Annotated in this window: 13 protein-coding genes; 5 read left to right on the plus strand and 8 right to left on the minus strand. The window is 43.9% G+C overall.

Annotated features, from left to right (window positions below):
* The 5 genes from L4C35_RS12220 to L4C35_RS12240 form a co-directional block, all read right to left on the minus strand.
* A partial coding sequence (locus L4C35_RS12220; protein WP_428463125.1) for a vWA domain-containing protein occupies positions 1 to 1,586 on the minus strand: 1,586 nt, incomplete at its 3' end.
* Complete coding sequence (locus L4C35_RS12225; protein ID WP_428463126.1) at positions 1,579 to 2,544, minus strand: vWA domain-containing protein; 966 nt, start codon at positions 2,542 to 2,544, stop codon at positions 1,579 to 1,581. The genes L4C35_RS12225 and L4C35_RS12220, both read right to left, overlap by 8 nt.
* On the minus strand, positions 2,537 to 3,070 hold the full coding sequence (locus L4C35_RS12230; protein ID WP_428463127.1) for a DUF4381 domain-containing protein: 534 nt from the start codon (positions 3,068 to 3,070) through the stop codon (positions 2,537 to 2,539). The genes L4C35_RS12225 and L4C35_RS12230 overlap by 8 nt, the downstream gene beginning before the upstream one ends.
* A gap of 3 nt (positions 3,071 to 3,073) precedes the next feature.
* Positions 3,074 to 4,042, minus strand: a complete 969-nt coding sequence (locus L4C35_RS12235) for a DUF58 domain-containing protein (protein WP_428463128.1) — start codon at positions 4,040 to 4,042, stop codon at positions 3,074 to 3,076.
* Positions 4,039 to 4,995 (minus strand): AAA family ATPase, encoded by a 957-nt coding sequence (locus L4C35_RS12240; RefSeq protein WP_428463129.1) that lies wholly within the window; start codon positions 4,993 to 4,995, stop codon positions 4,039 to 4,041. Before L4C35_RS12240 ends, L4C35_RS12235 begins: the two co-directional genes overlap by 4 nt.
* Before the next feature lie 689 nt (positions 4,996 to 5,684).
* On the opposite strand from L4C35_RS12240, the gene L4C35_RS12245 reads away from it, so the two are divergent.
* The 4 genes from L4C35_RS12245 (at position 5,685) to phaC (ending at position 9,982) form a co-directional block, all read left to right on the plus strand.
* A complete protein-coding gene (locus L4C35_RS12245) occupies positions 5,685 to 6,425 on the plus strand; it encodes an SDR family oxidoreductase (RefSeq protein WP_428463130.1) in 741 nt (246 codons plus the stop codon).
* A 37-nt stretch (positions 6,426 to 6,462) separates the two neighbouring features.
* Positions 6,463 to 7,668: an acetyl-CoA C-acetyltransferase gene (locus L4C35_RS12250; RefSeq protein WP_428463131.1), complete on the plus strand. Its 1,206-nt coding sequence runs from the start codon at positions 6,463 to 6,465 to the stop codon at positions 7,666 to 7,668.
* 83 nt (positions 7,669 to 7,751) lie between these two features.
* On the plus strand, positions 7,752 to 8,102 hold the full coding sequence (locus L4C35_RS12255) for a phasin family protein (protein ID WP_428463132.1): 351 nt from the start codon (positions 7,752 to 7,754) through the stop codon (positions 8,100 to 8,102).
* A gap of 65 nt (positions 8,103 to 8,167) precedes the next feature.
* On the plus strand, positions 8,168 to 9,982 hold the full coding sequence (gene phaC / locus L4C35_RS12260) for a class I poly(R)-hydroxyalkanoic acid synthase (RefSeq protein ID WP_428463133.1): 1,815 nt from the start codon (positions 8,168 to 8,170) through the stop codon (positions 9,980 to 9,982).
* 62 nt (positions 9,983 to 10,044) lie between these two features.
* On the opposite strand, the gene L4C35_RS12265 is transcribed toward phaC, so the two are convergent.
* Positions 10,045 to 11,274, minus strand: coding sequence for a response regulator (locus tag L4C35_RS12265; protein ID WP_428463134.1), 1,230 nt, complete (start codon positions 11,272 to 11,274; stop codon positions 10,045 to 10,047).
* A 386-nt stretch (positions 11,275 to 11,660) separates the two neighbouring features.
* Between L4C35_RS12265 and L4C35_RS12270 the strand changes: the two genes are divergently transcribed.
* The gene (locus L4C35_RS12270; protein WP_428463135.1) at positions 11,661 to 12,428 is read left to right on the plus strand and encodes a putative hemolysin; all 768 of its coding nucleotides are present in this window, start codon (positions 11,661 to 11,663) and stop codon (positions 12,426 to 12,428) included.
* A 233-nt stretch (positions 12,429 to 12,661) separates the two neighbouring features.
* Here L4C35_RS12270 and L4C35_RS12275 read toward each other — a convergent pair whose 3' ends face one another.
* Entirely contained in the window at positions 12,662 to 16,618 is a 3,957-nt protein-coding gene (locus L4C35_RS12275) for an AsmA family protein (RefSeq protein ID WP_428463136.1), read from the minus strand.
* A gap of 197 nt (positions 16,619 to 16,815) precedes the next feature.
* Positions 16,816 to 17,616: a hypothetical protein gene (locus tag L4C35_RS12280; protein WP_428463137.1), complete on the minus strand. Its 801-nt coding sequence runs from the start codon at positions 17,614 to 17,616 to the stop codon at positions 16,816 to 16,818.
* Between the last annotated feature and the right edge of the window lie 251 nt (positions 17,617 to 17,867).

Genomic DNA, 17,867 nt, shown 5'->3' on the forward strand with positions numbered 1-17,867 from the left:
TTCTGCTGATTCTGCTGATTCTGCTGATTCTGCTGATTCTGCTGATTCTGCTGATTCTGCTGATTCTGCTGATTCTGCTGATTCTGCTGATTCTGCTGATTCTGCTGATTCTGCTGATTCTGCTGATTCTGCTGATTCTGCTGATTCTGCTGATTCTGCTGATTCTGCTGATTCGCTTGTTTATCCTTTTGTTGCTGTTGCTGTTGCTGTTGCTGTTGCTGTTGCTGTTGCTGTTGCTGTTGCTGTTGCTGTTGCTGTTGCTGTTGCTGTTTGGCTTGCTCAACAATCGAACGGTTCTTTTGTGCTTGAGCAAAGTCAGGCTGTTGTTCTAGTGCTTGGTCATATGCTTGGAGGGCTTCTTCGTACTGCCCATTTTGTGCGTAAGCATTGCCTAAGTTGTAACGCGAGCTTGCATCCTCAAGCTGAGATAACGTCTTGATAGCCGAAGGGAAGTCGCCATTTTTATACTGGCTGACACCTTGCCAGGCTGGATCGGTAAAGTGCTCGGCTGCTGCGGTATAATCTTGCTGTTGATACAAGGAAAGTCCTTGTTGGTCGTTAGTTTGCCATGGATTAGCGCTTGCATCGTGAACAGGCATTAGCACCAGTGGGATCGCAACCAATAAACCACGACGAAAGCCAAGCAGGGCTAACAAGCAAACGGGTATGAGTAGCCAAAAGCCATTATTGATACGCTCATCCAGTGTTTTGTCTTTACTCTGATTAGCTTGTTGCTGGGGCTTCGCTGTGAGTGCGATCAAAGCATCGACATCGCGGTTATCATTCTGAGATAGCTGTAATGTGCCACCTGTTTGGCGAACAAGTGGTAATAGTGTGTCGAGATCCACTTTATCGATAACAGGTTGCCCTTGCTGATCATTGAGAATACGCCCATCGGCAAGTTGAATTGGCGCCCCTTGCTGGGTGCCTACCGCTAAAATAGACAAGCGAAACTTGTGTTTATTGAGCAGCGCAAGGCTTTGTTCCGACTCTTTCTTACTTAGCCCGTCTGTGACTAATACGATATCGCCAACTGCATGACCAGCTTGCTTTAATAGGGTTATCGCTTCTTCAATACCCGCTGCTGCGTTGCTGCCCTGAATAGGCAAAAGTTCAGGAGAGAGGTACGGAATTAAACTTGCCAGTGTGGTGCTATCTTGAGTTAGCGGGCTGACAATGTAGCCATCAGCTGCGTATGTCACCAACCCTGTACTACCTTCTTGCCAGCCTGGCAGTAAATCTAATGCTTTAAAGCGTGCTTGAGTCAGGCGATTGGGGGTAATGTCAGTTGCATACATAGAGCGAGACATATCCATAACAAGCACACGTGCACCTGAAATAGAGTAGGCGGGTACTGACGACTTTTGCCAGCTTGGGCCAGATAACGCGAAAATAGCGAGTAGCCAAATTAATGCTAGGCCATAGGTAAACCGATTATTGTTTTGCGGTGTAATACCAAAATGTTTCGCCAAATGGGGGGCGATTAAGCGAGTCTTTTGACGTGCTGAATACACCCAGGGTAATAAAATAGCGAGTGGAATCAACGCCAGTAACCACAGTGGATGAAGAAGGGTAAAATCAGCCACGAGCCCTCCTAAAAATAACCAATAAACATGATAGAAAGAATGCTAAAGCGAGAGGATAACGAAATAGTTCGTCTCTTGGTCGCCATGTCTGCTGTGCTGTGTTAATCGGTTCCATTTGATCAATCAGCTGATAAATATTACTGAGCTCTTGCGGGTTACGGGCGCGGAAATATTGCCCGCCAGTCATTTCTGCAATGCGTGTGAGCATACTTTCATCCAGATCTTGTGACGGATTGACCACCCTATTACTGAATAGCCCTTGCTGGATCATTTCTTCTGCACCCACCCCTACGGTATAGATGGTTACATTACTATCTGCTGCCAGTTTTGCAGCTTCTAATGGCTCTATGACGCCTGCGGTATTAGCACCATCGCTAAGCAAAACGATGACACGCTGCGGTGCTTCGCTGTCTATAAATGTCTTGGTTGCTACGCCTAAACCTTCGCCGATAGCGGTTGCTTGGCCGATTAACCCAAGTACGGTGCGATCGAGCTGTTGTTCGACGGTTTTACGGTCAAACGTAAGGGGCGTTTGTAAGTAGGCATGGTTTGCAAATAGCACCAAGCCAAGGCGGTCGCCTTTACGTGCCTTAATAAAGTCAGTGAGGACATTTTTAACGGCGGCTAAACGATCTATGCTCTCGCCTGATGGTGTCACCATATCTTGGATCGACATCGATCCTGATAGATCAACAGCAAGTAGCATGTCACGGTGATCGGGGTTGATCTCGATGGGATCACCGTACCAGACTGGTCGTGCAAGCGCGGCTAGAAGTGCTATCCAGATCAGTGACATCGTTATTAGGCCGAGCTGGCTGCGTTTTTGTTGTTGCCCTATACCTTCGGGTAGCTGGGGTAAGGTAACGGCTGCTTGCTGGTGGACGGGTTTTGCAAACCGATAGACAAGGTAGGGCAGTGGTAACAGCAGGCCTGCCCATAACCACGTGAATTCAAACACGGTTATTCTCCGTTTTAATCGTACTACTGTTTACGTCAGTATTTAGCTTGTTAGATGATGGCGGCAATGCGTGCTTTAGCCATGCTTCTGCTAAGCGATAACATTGCTGATATTCCTCTGGCGTGAGCTGGTTCATGGCGAACAGGCCGCGTAACCAAATGGCTTCATTGCTGACAAACCCCGCCTGAGAAGGCGTTGAGCATTGTTGGTCTAAAAAAGCTAACCAAGCATTGCCCGTTAGCGAAGCGACACGTTCTCGCGGAAAATAGCTCAAGGCGGCTTGGCGAAGCACAGTGTTAATGTCACTTAAGGTGCCATTTACTCGGTGTTGTGCCAGTAAAGCGAGAGCGGCTTTTTGGGCTTTATGCGTCTGCCTATAATGCCGTATTCGCCATACCGTTATGCCTATCGCAATCAGTAATAGGATAGCGAGTGCCCACCAACCCCAAGCAAATACCCATGGACTTGGTGGTGGCGGCAAAACAATGTCTGCAAGAGGCAATGTCGACGTTGATTGTACTGACATAATTTATGCTTGCCCTTTCTGTTGTCCAAGCTGCTCGAGCAAAGGCAAAGCAGCATTAAGGCTATATAAGGGAATGGCCAATGAATTAGCGAGTGTTTTCAGTAACGCTTGGTGGTGTTGAAATTGGCTACCCAGCTGCTCTCTGGTGCTTGCTGCGGCAAAATTGAGCCACACTGACTGGCTCTTATCTGCGACTTGTTCAATGCCACGAAATGCCGTAATACCTTGCTCTAGTGGATCATGAATTTGTACAAATTGGATACGATTATGATGACGTAATCGGCTTAGTGACTGTTTATCATCTGCTTTTAGTGATTGGAAATCGCTGACAATAATGATTTCACTGCCTTTGGGGCATAAATGACTGAGGTGACGAAGCGCCGCCGAAAAATCAATTGCCGCGGGTTGTGCTGCGGTATCAACGGCCGCGTGTTTACTGGTATTGATGCGCTGTTGGCTGGCAATTAATTGGTTAATAACCCGCAGCGCCCCCTGCTGACGTCCAGCTGGCTTTATTTCATGCAAGGTTTGACCGTCGTAAACAATAGCACCAATGCGGTCTTGCTCTTTGATGGTGAGCCAACAAAGTAAACTGGCAAAATGTGCCGCCTGAACAGACTTCAACATGAGTTCAGAACCAAACTGCATACTGCTGCTGAGATCAACCAATAGCATGACGGGCTGTTCACGCTCTTCTGTAAACAATTTGGTATGTGTTTTACCTGTACGCGCCGTCACCCGCCAATCAATGGCACGAATATCATCGCCAGCTTGATAAGGGCGCACTTCTGAGAAATTCATCCCACGACCTTTTTGGCGGCTAGCGTGCTTGCCATTTAAGTACGACCAAATACTTTGTGCGGGCGCTAACCAACGCACGGCCTGATCTTTGTATTGCAGCAGTTCAGCAAGGCAAAGGCGCACACCGTCGCTATGGGGGGGTAAGGCACTATTCGGTGTTGCTAACGTCATACGCAAGCAACCTGTTCAATTAGAGTGGTGATAATGGTGTCTGGTTTAACGTTCTCTGCTTGGGCTTCATAGCTAAGTAACAAGCGGTGACGTAACACAGGATAAGCCATTAGCTGAACATCTTCTGGGGTAACAAAGTCGCGACCATTTAACCAGGCATTCGCTCGGGCGCAGCGATCCAATGCCAAGGTGGCACGTGGGCTTACTCCCATTTGAAGCCAGTTATTAAGTTGGTCACTGTAACGTTCTGGCTGGCGCGTCGCCATGACTAAGCGAATGATGTAATGCTCAATATCTTCAGCCATATACGTATTTAATACGGCTTGTCGTGCTTCAAAGATAGTGTCTTTTGTTACATGCACAGCTTCGGGTTTTTCTAGCCCTTGGGCTTCGCCACGGTTAAGACGCAGAATCTCTAGCTCGCTGGCTTCGCTTGGATAGTCAACGTTTAATTGCAGCAAGAAGCGATCAAGCTGTGCTTCTGGTAATGGATAAGTACCTTCTTGCTCTATCGGGTTTTGGGTCGCCATCACCAGAAACAAATCAGGTAGAGGGTAAGTATTACGGCCAGCTGTGATCTGCTTTTCTGCCATGGCTTCTAGCATCGCAGCTTGCACCTTGGCTGGTGCGCGGTTTATTTCATCTGCAAGGACGAGAGCATTAAAAATTGGCCCCGGTTGAAAAGTAAATTCTCCCGTTTCTGGGCGGAAAATATCAGTTCCTGTTAAATCGGCAGGCAGAAGATCGGGCGTAAATTGGATGCGATGAAAATCACCTTCAATGCAGTCAGACAATACTTTTACAGCGCGTGTCTTTGCAAGACCAGGAGGCCCTTCAACCAAAATGTGCCCATCAGCAAGTAGAGCTATAAGTAGTTGTTTAACGAGGGCTGGTTGGCCAATAACTTGGCTTTCTAAGTATGTATTAAGACGTTGAAATGTATCTGCTAGCATGGAGTAGATTGTCCTTGTTGATAGACAAAATAGGTTTAATACCTGATATGACTAAATAAAACGGAATAAGTTCGAGGGTGGTACGCGAAAGTCAGTACTTTAAATCCTCTCTCGTTGTTTTGTCTAACGCTTCATTATCCTCTTTTTGCAGATTCATTTCCTCGTTTAGATTTCATTAAACCCTATATGGCTACATGAGTTTGGTGTCGCACCTTGTTGCTTGTAAGGCGTTAAGGTGCGTAGTGGGTTGCTATTGCGAATCATCCTATGTGCAAGATGACTGTGTATACAGGTAGAGATGATTACTTTCTTCTGCATAAAGAACAGCTTAACTAATTATTCATTGGGTCATGTTTGCAATTATGCCTAGCAAGAAAATGATTTTTAATATTTCCGCAACATCGCCTCGGTTATTGATAGATATAATAAGTGTGATTCTATTCAGGTATATTGGTACGACCATTCATACTGTGTGTTGATAAGTATATGACTCTGTGCTCTTATAATAAATATGCAACAAATGTATCACTGAAGTGTATTTAAACAACGTTAGGATATTGGCAGGTTTATAAATAACGTTAACACTATTTTGGTTGGTAGAAATACACATAAGGTTGGCGTGCTAGTTTTATTTTGCTTGTATATCAATAGTGTGTGTTCTCATTAAGGGTAGGAAGGAGTCTGTGTTCATGGCAAAGAAAGCATTAGTTACAGGTGCTAAAGGTGGTATTGGTTCGTCTATTACGAATAATTTGGTGACAGCTGGTTTTCGTGTGATTGCAACGTACTTTCCAACGAATGAAGCGTGTGCGAAGAAATGGTTAAAAGAGAATAATTATTCTGACGAGCAAGTACGCATACTCCCGCTGGATGTTACAGATGCAGCATATTGCGAAGAAGCGCTTGCAACACTATTGCAGGAAGAAGGCAACATTGATGTATTGGTAAATAACGCCGGTATTACGCGAGATACAACATTTAAGCGTATGACAGCGCAGCAATGGAATGACGTTATTAACACCAATCTCAATAGCCTATTTAATGTAACACAACCCTTGTTTGCATCTATGTGCGAGCATGGAAACGCACGCATTATTAACATCACATCAGTCAATGGTTTAAAAGGTCAATTTGGTCAAGCAAACTATTCTGCGGCTAAAGCTGGCATGATTGGTTTTACCAAAGCACTTGCTGCTGAAGGTGCGCGTTCTGGTGTGACAGTAAATGCAATTGCACCAGGCTATACGGGAACACCTATGGTTGAAGCGATTAGAGAAGAAGTGCTTGATGGCATTAAAGCTGAAATTCCAATGAAGCGCTTAGCTAAGCCAGAAGAAATTGCTGCTGCTGTTATTTTCTTAGCCAGTGAGCAGGCCGCATACATTACGGGTGAAACCCTGAATGTTAACGGTGGCTTGTACATGCACTAATTGGTGCACTCTTTTAATGGAATAAAGGAACTTGGAAATGGCAAAAGTATTTATTGTTGCAGCAAAGCGTACGCCAATTGGCTGTTTTAATGGCGCACTAAAATCAGTATCTCCTGCGCAATTAGGTGCTGTAGCAATCAAAGCCGCAATACAGCAAGCAAATATTCAACCTGCTCACCTAGATGAAGTGATCGTCGGCAACGTTGTTGGCGCCGGCCAAGGTATGGGCCCTGGTCGCCAAGCCGCATTATACGCTGGCGTGCCAAACGAAGTGCCTGCATATAGCTTAAACATGGTGTGCGGCAGTGGTATGAAAACGGTGATGGATGCAGCCGCCCACATTAAAGCGGGTGATGCTGATCTTGTGGTTGCTGCTGGTGCTGAAAGTATGTCGCAAATTCCATTTTGTGTGTCATCGAAAGTGCGTGACGGACAAAAAATGGGCAACCTTGAAATGACAGATCTGCTTGTTGCTGATGGGTTAACCGATGTGTTCAATAATTATCACATGGGTGTGACTGCTGAAAATGTTGTTGCTAAAGTTGGTTTGACTCGTGAACAACAAGATAACTTTGCATTAGCTAGCCAACAACGTGCAGTAGCGGCGATAGAGCAAGGGACTTTCAAAGATGAAATTGCGCCTGTTGAAGTGACAGTTCGTCGAAAAACCTCGGTTGTTGATACCGATGAATACCCAAAAGCCGATGCCAGTATTGAAGGATTAGCGCAATTGCGCCCAGCCTTTAATAAAGAAGGATCTGTGACAGCGGGTAATGCCTCTGGGATTAATGATGGCGGTAGTGCGATTATTGTTGCTTCTGAAGCGGCCGTTAAAAAATATGGCCTTACCCCTCTTGCTGAAATTCAAAGTTATGCGCAAGCAGGTGTTGCACCTGAAGTGATGGGACTTGGCCCTGTTCCTGCAGTAATGAAAGCACTCGATAAAGCCGATCTGTCGATTGAACAAGTTGGGCTATTTGAATTTAACGAGGCCTTTGCTGGTCAAGCGCTTGGTGTGTTGCATGAGTTAGCTGACGAGCTAGATGTGAAAGTTGAAGACATTGCAGAGCGTTCAAATGTTAATGGTGGTGCGATCGCGCTGGGTCATCCTCTAGGGGCATCAGGCAACCGAATTATTGTCAGTCTACTGCATGAAATGCGTCGTCGTAACACCGAATATGGCCTCGCAACTTTGTGTGTCGGTGGCGGTATGGGTACTGCCATTGTATTGAAAAGTGTTTAACCAATGATACGTATAGGCGGATAGCGACATGGCATAGTGATGCTTGAAGCCAGCTTATTACTTAATGATTAAGGATACAAAACATGTATACGGAAATGTTCAAATCGTTCTCAGAGCAAACAGAGAAAACACTGGCACCATACGTAAAATTCAACAAACTTTTCACTAAGAATGTTGAAGATATTACAGAGCTACAATTAGCGGCAGTTCGTGCATACAGTGATCTAGGGCTATCTCAATTGAAAGCGGTTGGCGAAGTGAAAGACGTACAATCACTCACTGCTTTCAATAGTCAGCAACTAGAGACGCTAACGAAGCTGTCTCAGCAACTGATGGACGATAGCAACAAGTTCCAATCTATTGCTCAAGAATTTAAAACCGATGTTGAAGAGCTTGTCGCTGAAAATGTACAGCAAGCAACACCAACAGCATAAGTAAATGACCGTAATGCCGCCTTATTTTAGGCGGCATTTTTTAGTCCATAAACGAGGTCATTATCATGGATCAAAACTTCTTTTCGGACTACTTTGCCAAGCTTCAAGAAATGAATCAGCTGTGGTGGAAAGAATTGGATTCTGGCAAAGCAGCGATTAACACCCCCCTCACGAAAGCACTCAATGAAGTCAATCTTGATGACGCGACTCAACTGATTGAGAAAGCCTCTGCACAGCCTGCAGCGCTTGCTAAAGTGCAGATGAATTGGTGGGAAAACCAAATGAAAATCTGGCAAAACATTACCATGATGCCTGGTAATGAAGATGCCGCAGTCAAACCTGCAAAAGATGATAAGCGTTTCAGTGATCCTGCATGGGAAAATGAAGCGTTTTATAATTATATAAAGCAATCGTATTTGCTTTATAGCAACACGATGCAAGAAAGTATTGATGCCATTGAAGGCTTAGACGAAAAAACCAAGGAGCGTTTAAGCTTCTTTTCTCGTCAGGCAATCAATGCACTCTCGCCTACAAACTTCGTAACGACTAACCCTGAACTAGTAAAGCTGACCGTTGAAAGTAATGGTGAAAACTTAGTTAAAGGTATGGAGTTGTTACAAGAAGATATTCAATCTAGTGCCGATGTACTTAAAATTCGAATGACGAATGACAGTGCATTTGAATTAGGGACGAATGTTGCGAATACCGCAGGCGATGTTGTATATAAAAATGAGTTATTTGAACTTATTCAGTATAAGCCGCTAACGGAACAAGTTAACGCAACGCCATTGCTGATTGTGCCGCCATTCATTAACAAATACTATATTCTTGATCTTCGTGAAAAGAACTCAATGGTTCGCTGGCTCGTGGAGCAAGGACATACCGTCTTTATGATGTCTTGGCGTAACCCTGACGCATCTATGATAGATGTTGATTTTGAGCACTATGTACTCGACGGCACGATTAAAGCAATTGATGCGGTGTCTGAAATTACGGGTGAAAAGCAAATTAATACCGCAGGGTACTGCATTGGTGGAAGTTTACTGGCGTCGACATTAGCCTATTATTCCGCAAAGCGTATGCGTAGTCGGGTTAAATCTGCCACCTTCTTTACGACCCTGCTTGATTTCTCACAACCTGGTGAGATTGGGGCGTATATCAATGACCCTATCATTTCTGCCATTGAAGCAGAAAATCTGTCGAAAGGTTATATGGATGGTCGCTCGCTGAGCGTGACCTTCAGTTTGTTGCGTGAAAATAGCTTATATTGGAATTACTACATCAACAATTACCTTAAGGGTAATAGTCCAATTGATTTTGACTTATTGTATTGGAATGGTGATAGCACCAATGTTGCAGCTTCGTGTCATAACACTTTACTGCGTAAATTCTATTTAGAGAACAAACTGGTTGAGCCGAAAGGTGTGCAGATCGGTGGTGTAGATATTGATCTGACTAAGATAAAAGTACCCACGTATTTTATCTCTACCATTGAAGATCATATTGCTCTTTGGCAGGGGACTTATCGTGGTTCTCGTCATTTAAGCGGTAAATCGACATTTGTACTGGGTGAATCAGGCCATATTGCAGGTATTGTGAATCACCCTGCGAAAAATAAATATGGTTACTGGGTGAATGATGATCTAGGTGATGACCCTGAAGCTTGGCTAAAAGGAGCAGAACGCCAAGATGGTTCATGGTGGACACACTGGGACCAATGGCTAGCGGGTTTTGCGGAAGCGGAGCCTGTCGATGCTCGCTCTATCGGTAGTGATAACCACCCCGCACTCATGCCTGCTCCTGGTATCTATGTGAAGCAAACATTGCCTGTTGAACTGAATAACTTAGCTGAGAAAGTAAAAGAAGCTGAAGTGCAGTGATTGACTAGGCAGACGATGATAAATACAACAAAGCCAGTTGATTAATCAACTGGCTTTCTTTGTTATGCGAGCTGCTCTTTAACGATGCAGTTACGGCCTTGAGATTTTGCTTTGTATAAACAGCTGTCAGCGCGTCTTAGTAGATCGTGAATATTACCTTCAGTTGCGACTACACCAGTACTGACCGTATATTGAATTTTATTACTCAGAATGGTTAGTTCGGCGTTCGCAATTTCATTTTTCATCGCTTCCAGCCGCTGCTCGAAAATATGTGGAGAGTTACCATAAAGAATACAGAACTCTTCACCTCCGAAGCGGGAGACCAGTGCATCGGGGAAATAATTTTTAAGAACTGTCGCCAATTCAATCAAGATCATGTCACCAATATGGTGACCAAAGTTATCGTTGATCGCTTTAAAATTATCAATATCAATCAAGGCTAAACAGCGCGGTGACTGATGATTTTTACTCATTGGGTGATCAAAGAAGTAACGACGATTCCACGTTTGTGTGAGGTAATCTTGGTTAGCTAGGTGGTACAAGCGGCGCTCTGAATCGAGAATATTCAGTGTACTATGTAGACGACAGTAAAACTCTTCTTGATTAAAGGGCTTAGTTAAAAAGTCGTTGGCACCAGCTTTCAAAAACTTTGCGGTTAGCGATGCTTCATCGCTACCCGATAGACCAATAACCGCTAATTTATCCAGGCTATATTGTTTACGCAGCTCTTTGACTAGGCTAACGCCATCACGCTCAGGCATCGCATAGTCTGTGATCACAAGACTAATCTCTCTGTCTTTTTGCATGATTTCTAAGGCATGTTCACCATTTTTTGCTTCAATAACATTCAGGTATTGGCGCTCTAGTAAACTGCGGGTGTATTTGCGAGCCGTAATGGAGTCATCAACGAGCAGTACTTTATGGGAACTGTTTTTCGCCAAACGGTGAAGAATAGGGATAATAGCTGAAATACAGCTTGGGCTGTCTTTAGGAATATAGTCGATGACGGTTTTGGCTAACACTTTCTCGCGTGTTATTTCATCCATCATTGCGGTTAAAACGATAACTTTGATGCCAACAGATAAGCACACATCAATAATTTCACCGTCCTGACCGTCAGGTAGGCAGTAATCTAGAATAGCACAGAGGAAGTTGGTGTCTTGGTCGAGTACGTGCTCGGCTTCGGCTATGGTTTCAGCAAAAACAGGTAAGAAACCAGCTTGCCTCAATTCAGATTCGATGGCTCTGCGAAAAGGTCGACTATCTTCCACGACTAATATTTTTTGTTCCATTTACCACAACCTACTCTGGCTTAACCGTTTATTGGCTAATTTAGGCGCAATATTATGAGTGAAAATGAATACATATACAAACAGAGATAATGCTCAATACGCATATTTGTTGCGTATTTCCTGGATAAGTTAGAACGAAATGTCTATTTTTTTGTACTTGATCCCATAAATCACAGTTTGTTATTAAATCAAAGAGTATCTTCATAAGGAAAAATGACCTTAATTTCATTGGAGATCATATTTAAACGGTTAAGTTATGCCTGTACTTTATCAAATGTGGTTTGACATCAAGTCAAAATAGCGTAAAGTACATCATCAAACGATGGTCATTAAAACGATGTTCGATTAATGATCGTAAAATAAAAACAGTTATAGGATTTTTACTTATGAAAAAAACACTATTAGTCGTTTTATTGGCTACCGTTGGACTAACCGCGTGTTCAGAAGCTGAAAAGCCGCAAGAAACTATGCCCTCAATGGCAAATCCAGCCTCAGAGTTTTGTGTTGAGCAGGGTGGTGAAGTGGTGATTAAGGATGAAGATGGTGGTCAAGTTGGCTATTGTAAATTAAGTGACGGCCGTTTAATTGAAGAGTGGACTTTCATGAACGACAACAATGATGATAAAGCAGAACAACCAATTGGTATGGCTAACCCATCAGCGGTATTTTGTGAGGAGCAAGGTGGCACCTACATCAATAAAGACGGTGAAAATGGCCAAGTCGGTTTTTGTCAGTTAAGCGATGGTACTGAAGTGGAAGCATGGGAATATTTCCGTGCCAATAGTGAAGATAATCAAGCAGCTAGCACAGATGCATTGATTGGTATGGCTAACCCTGCATCAGTGTTTTGTGAAGAGCAAGGTGGTGTGTCTGTTATTAAAGATGAAGCTGACGGTCAAGTGGGTTATTGCCAATTAGCAGATGGTACCGAAGTTGAAGAGTGGGCTTACTACAATCAGCACCATGAAGATGCTGAACAACCAATGCTAGGCATGGCTGATCCATCAGCCGTATTCTGTGAAGAGCAAGGTGGTGAGTACCTTGTTGGTGAAAATGCCGATGGTCAATTTGGCCAATGTAAACTGGCTAACGGTACTGTTGTCGATTCGTGGGAATACTACCGCGCAGAGCATAAAGACGACACAGCTAAATAAGGCCCTAAGTAGGCGTAAGCTTTTTGCTTAACGTTATAATTGTTAAGTGCCGCTGAATATAATTAAGTCGCAACTTATGTTTATCGTAGGTTGCGGCTTTTTTGTTGAGTGAAATTTATTGGCTCTGAGATGAAAAAGCCCAAACCTATGCTGGTTTGGGCTTGATAGATATGGCGTTAACAGTCTAGTGTCACTTCGCTCTGGCTTGAACCAAAGCGGTAGGCCTTAGTCGTTTACTTGTGTTGACCTTGCCAAATCAGTTCGCAGGTTTTACTGCCGTCGCGCTCCAATGGTTTTTCAATCAGCCAGCGAATAGGTGAAATTACTGGGCTGGTGGTAAAACGCACCGAGGTTTCGAAAATGGCCGACAGTGGCACGTTTAAATCAAAGTCATCAAATTGACCATGCACCTCAATCGGGGTTTGTAAGCTAAAAATTTGTGCTTTTTTTGATTGCGGACGTAAGTAAAGATCAAAACTGCGATCTTGATACGATGCATCAAATTTCCCATTGACTTGAATGCGCGTGGTATCAAGCAGCATATTGCGTTGTTTGATATTGCCGTCACGAATATCAACCCCTGCCGCGACACAGTTCAGCACTGAGTTATTTTCATCAGTAAAGCTCGGTAAAATTGCATCGGTTAGATTCACAGCCCACAGGTCAATCAGATCGGCTTCAAATGCTTCAGGCCAAGCGGCAAAGCCGATAAAGCCATTGGCATTTCTCATTAAGGTATCGGGTGAATTGGCAAGGCTGGTTAGCGAAAATTGCGTACTAATTTTCCCCGACATATCTGTGTCGTTTTGGATGCGACGCGCTAGAACACCATAGTCGAAGTTGTCCACTTTACCTTGTAAGTCAATGTCGAACATATCGCCACGCGCTTTGATTTTTGCATTAATAGCGATATCTCCCCCAGGCAATTTCACATGCAAGGGTTCCAGTACTAAATGCCCATTATTGAGGTTTAGGTGAAGTGAGCCCGCACCTAACCAGTCTTTACCTGAACGCACTTCATCTACAGCGACCGTGAGATCACCATTGAGCCAGTTTAGGCCTTCAGGACTGATCACTGGGGATGGTTGGCTTTTAGCTTCTTGCGGCGCTTGGGGACTTGTTTCTGCTGACGCATGATTTTCGTCTAGCCATGCTTGCCAATGACCAACTTGGAAGTCATTTAATTGGATAAAAGGTGCAGTTAACGCAACACGTACATCTGGCTTACCATATTTCCCCTGCGGCTGAAGGTCGCCATGCCCAGTTAATTGGCTCTTATTGACTTTGATTAGTAGGTCGCGGAAGCGGTAGCCATTTTCATCTGAAGCTAACTGGGCTTTTAAGCTAATTGGTCCGTAGGGGGGCAGTGCCACGCCAGTGAAGTGGTTGAGGCGATCAAGGTTAGGTATTTCAGCCTGCAGGTTAAGTGCTAATTTTTTGAAGTCTAGCGGCAGCGCCAATTCAGACTTAGCGTTAAAGTGCATATCACCTATGGATAAGGCCATAGAAGCGGGCAGTGTTTTACGACCATCGTTGGCTTGTTTTAGCGAAACTGAAGACAGCAAAAGCTTAACGGGGCGTTTTGCCACCTCACCTTGTAAGGATAGGGTGGTGTCCGTTGCTGGCCCTGTTGCAAACTGTCCTTTTGCTAAGTACACATCTAAGGCTTTACCTGTGTATATATCTGAAAGTAGTAATTGTCCGCCGGTTAGCTGGGCATTAATTTTTGCCATTTCCATTAACTCAAGCACAGTGCGGCCTGATAGACGGATTGCTAATTTGGCTTGATCTAATGTCATACCAAGATCGTTAGTAATGCTGAGGTTCTGGGCTATTTGACCTATGTCTGGTTTATTAACGATAAGGTTGAGCTGAGAATTGATGGTAGCTGCATTGATGTTAAGTGAAATATCACCGTTATAACGACTGCCCGCGTAGCGCATTTTAAACGGCGACGAGGGCATGTTGCCGTTACGCATTTTCCCATTGAAGGCAATGTCTGATAGTTGCTGATCGGCCCATACAAGTGTATCGATAGCAATATCTACATCAGCATCAATAATAACGATATCATCGCTAAGCAGTGGAATGGTGAGGTTTGCACCTTGCGTAGGAATGGTTTGTTCTACTTCAGGTAGCTCATTATCATTAATGAATTGGCCAAACTGCGTGAAATCCAATCGAGAAAATTGGCCGCTGATTGCTGCCCATTGGTTACCCGTCTCAGGTCGCCATTTGAGCGCAAGCTGGCCTTGGCTATTCATGAGGATCAGTTTATTCATCATTAACGCGATGAGCCCATCTTGGTAATCGAGTTTACCTTCAATAGCGATAGGGCCTGATACCTGAGTTTGTGTTCCTAACCATGGGCTTAATGCGCTTGCATCATTGCCTTGGATTGATAGCGAAAAGTGGCTACCTTCTTGCCAGTTAGTTTGTACTAACAAACCTTTAGCATGTGCTGTTAATACTGGGCTTTCAAAATCTAACTGAGTTGGCCAGTCACGGCGTTCAATAATATCAGCGAGCGTACCTGCCTGCGCAGTAATATGTGCAGGGATGCCCATCAATTCACCTTTAATCGATGATTTAAACGGTAGATGCATACCTGCGTTAAGGCGTGCTTTATCAATGCTAAAGGTTGCTGCTTTAGCCCAATTTACTTTAGCTTGATCAATGGATAGTACTATTTCGCTGTTATCTAGCCATTCACTTAATTTCGTCCCTGACGTTTTAACCTGTAGTTTGGCATCATCAAGGTGACCTTTGGCCGCGTAAATTCCCGTTAACCAACGCGCCATTTCACCAAGTGGTGAATCGGTTGCTCCTAGCTGAATATCTACATTAGATGTCCATTCAGTCGCATCAATCGTGGCATTACCCCGGAAAGGCACTTGCGCAATGTCTGCTGTCATAGGCGCTGATAATTTACCAGCTTCCCCCTCAACGTTCAGCGATAGATTTTCAATACTTGTTCCTAAGCCTTTGATCTCACCGATTTGAATACCTAGCTTTGTTGTGGTTTCAATTAACCATTTATCAAGTGCTTGTTGCAGTGGTGATTTCTGTGGGGGAGCACTAGAGTATGCCATCATCATTTGTGGTTCAGGCTCTGGCTGTAACCAAGGGCGCAGATCAATCACAGGGATGTCTAGCTGACCATCAATGAAATTATGCTTACCTAATTCAATGGCAAAGTGGCCATCAGCTGAAGTTACTGGGCTACGTAGCTTTACATCATTCACAAATAAGTGATTCACAGATGCAGAAATATTTGTGCTGACGGAAAGTGGAGCGACGTGTTTAACATCTAAACCCAGTAAGTCTTCAATAGGTTGAGTGTTTTGCCAATCCAGTTGAACACTCGCGGTTGATTCCCCCGATTGTGGCGGCTGTAGGTTCGCATCTATCGCGAGTTTTGCCCCAGCAAATGCGCCTTGAATCGAAACGTTACCGGTTTGCTGATTGATAATGTCTTCTAAATCACCATCAAGAGACAAGTTGTACTCTTGCCCAAGTGCATAGCCTTGCGTTGTTAGATGCCATTGCTCGTCGCGCTGTTGTAAATCCAGCTTATTAAGCTGCCAATCAAAATAGCTGCCTTGTGGCTGGTCATCGTAAACGAGGTTGATGTTTTCTGCGGTGATGCGTTCGCCAATCTTAAGATGAAAACTTAACGGATCCTTGTTAGTACTTACTTGTGCGCTATCACCTGGTGGAGTGGTATCGAATTGCCAGTTTGCCTTGCCTTCATAATCTTTAAAAAGAAGTACACTGATATCGTTAAGTGCCAAATAGTCGATAGAGAGCGTATTTTGTAATAGTGGAAGTACGTTAATTTTGGCTGAGATATGCCCCGAGGTCAGCATAGGTTGCCAAGGCATACTCTCGATATTTGCGATTTCAACTTGATTGATCTTAATCTCAGGACTGAAGCCGATAAGTAACTCAATATCACCCGAAATATGCGTATCGCGATGAAGGTTATCGGTAATCATTTGGGCTATACGATCACGGTAGGGGGTAAGATCGATTTTTATACCAACAGTGAGCGCAATAATAAGCGCGAGAAAGATTATGCTGAAGGTACCGACTAGCCAAGTACATAGGCGGCGAAACCATGATTTTTTTTCAGGTTTGCTACTGGTAGGCGTTGAGTTTTTATCGGGCGAATGATTGGCTGAAGTCATGGCTAGGCTTGGCCTTTAAAGAGAATTATGTATGTTGTTTTATTGAGGTGAAAGATAACATGTTTACGGCAATTTCGGTAGGGGAGACCAAGGGTTATACAGGCTTACTTACACTTATTGAGAGGTGTTGAACAGTGCGAGTATGGTGAAAATGCACCTACAACAACGTATTTGGAGTGTAGGTGCAAATATGGCGCTTAGAAGCGGTAATCTAATACCAGCGAGAACTCGTTAAGTTCAAGTTTTAGATCGTTGTAGTTTTTTGAGAAGCTTTCGTAGCGCGCACCAATAACAAAATCGCTGGTGAAATTGTAACCTGCACCTAAGCCATATACGAATTCACCGTCAACACGTTTAGGTTCTGCATAAACACTAAACATATCCATAGCATAAGCAATTCGAACAGCATAAGTGTTGAAAGTATCATTATCGCCGTTCGGCTGTTTTGTTTTAGGGTGGGTATAGGTGTAACTTGGGTAGAAGTTTAATTCACCTGAACCGACTTCAATCGTATTGAGCTTACCTGTTAACGTTAAGTCATAACCTTCAGACAAAAAAGGTGAGTCAGCTTGCAGCCAGTGGTAATTAAAGTTTGCGTATACTGTGCTTAAAATGTTGTGGTCAAAATCTTTTGCTGCTGCGAATCCTAAGCTGTAGGCATTACGATGGCCATTTTTGACATTAATATCAGTATCAGGTTGATTGCCGATTTTTCCTGATAGGCGGTCTAAGTAGCTATAGCCAATCATCATAGCGGCCCTAACGCCATCGCGATTATAAACCTCCGAGGTCACTCCCAGATTAAATACGGTAGTATTTCCGCTTATTTTTGCATCAGGAATCTTATCAACTTTTGCCTCTAATCGACCTGTTGCCATGTCGCCATATACAGACGTTGCTGTTTTGGTAGGGTCTGAGAAATTGTGGCTATCGGTTGCCATGGCTGATGTTGCAAATATTGCGCTAGCAATACAAAGAGTTGTTTTTGTTACTTTCACGGTAGGAACCTTATGAGCATTTGGTTTGATAGTAAACTAAGTGTCGATACTATAGTGGTGTTGCTAGAATTTCAAATTGATTCACCATCAAACCTAATATGTTAATTATAGGCTCACCCAAAGTAGAGTGGTTTTCTTTTCATTCGGGGTCTAAATGAGATCAATTCTAAACAACTAGCCAGATCTTTATTTGTTATGTTATATTGTAACGATATTGTGCTTGAGGCTGTAAGTGCGTTTGTGATGCTTAT

Source organism: Photobacterium kagoshimensis (assembly GCF_050337045.1).
GTDB classification, from domain to species: domain Bacteria; phylum Pseudomonadota; class Gammaproteobacteria; order Enterobacterales; family Vibrionaceae; genus Photobacterium; species Photobacterium kagoshimensis.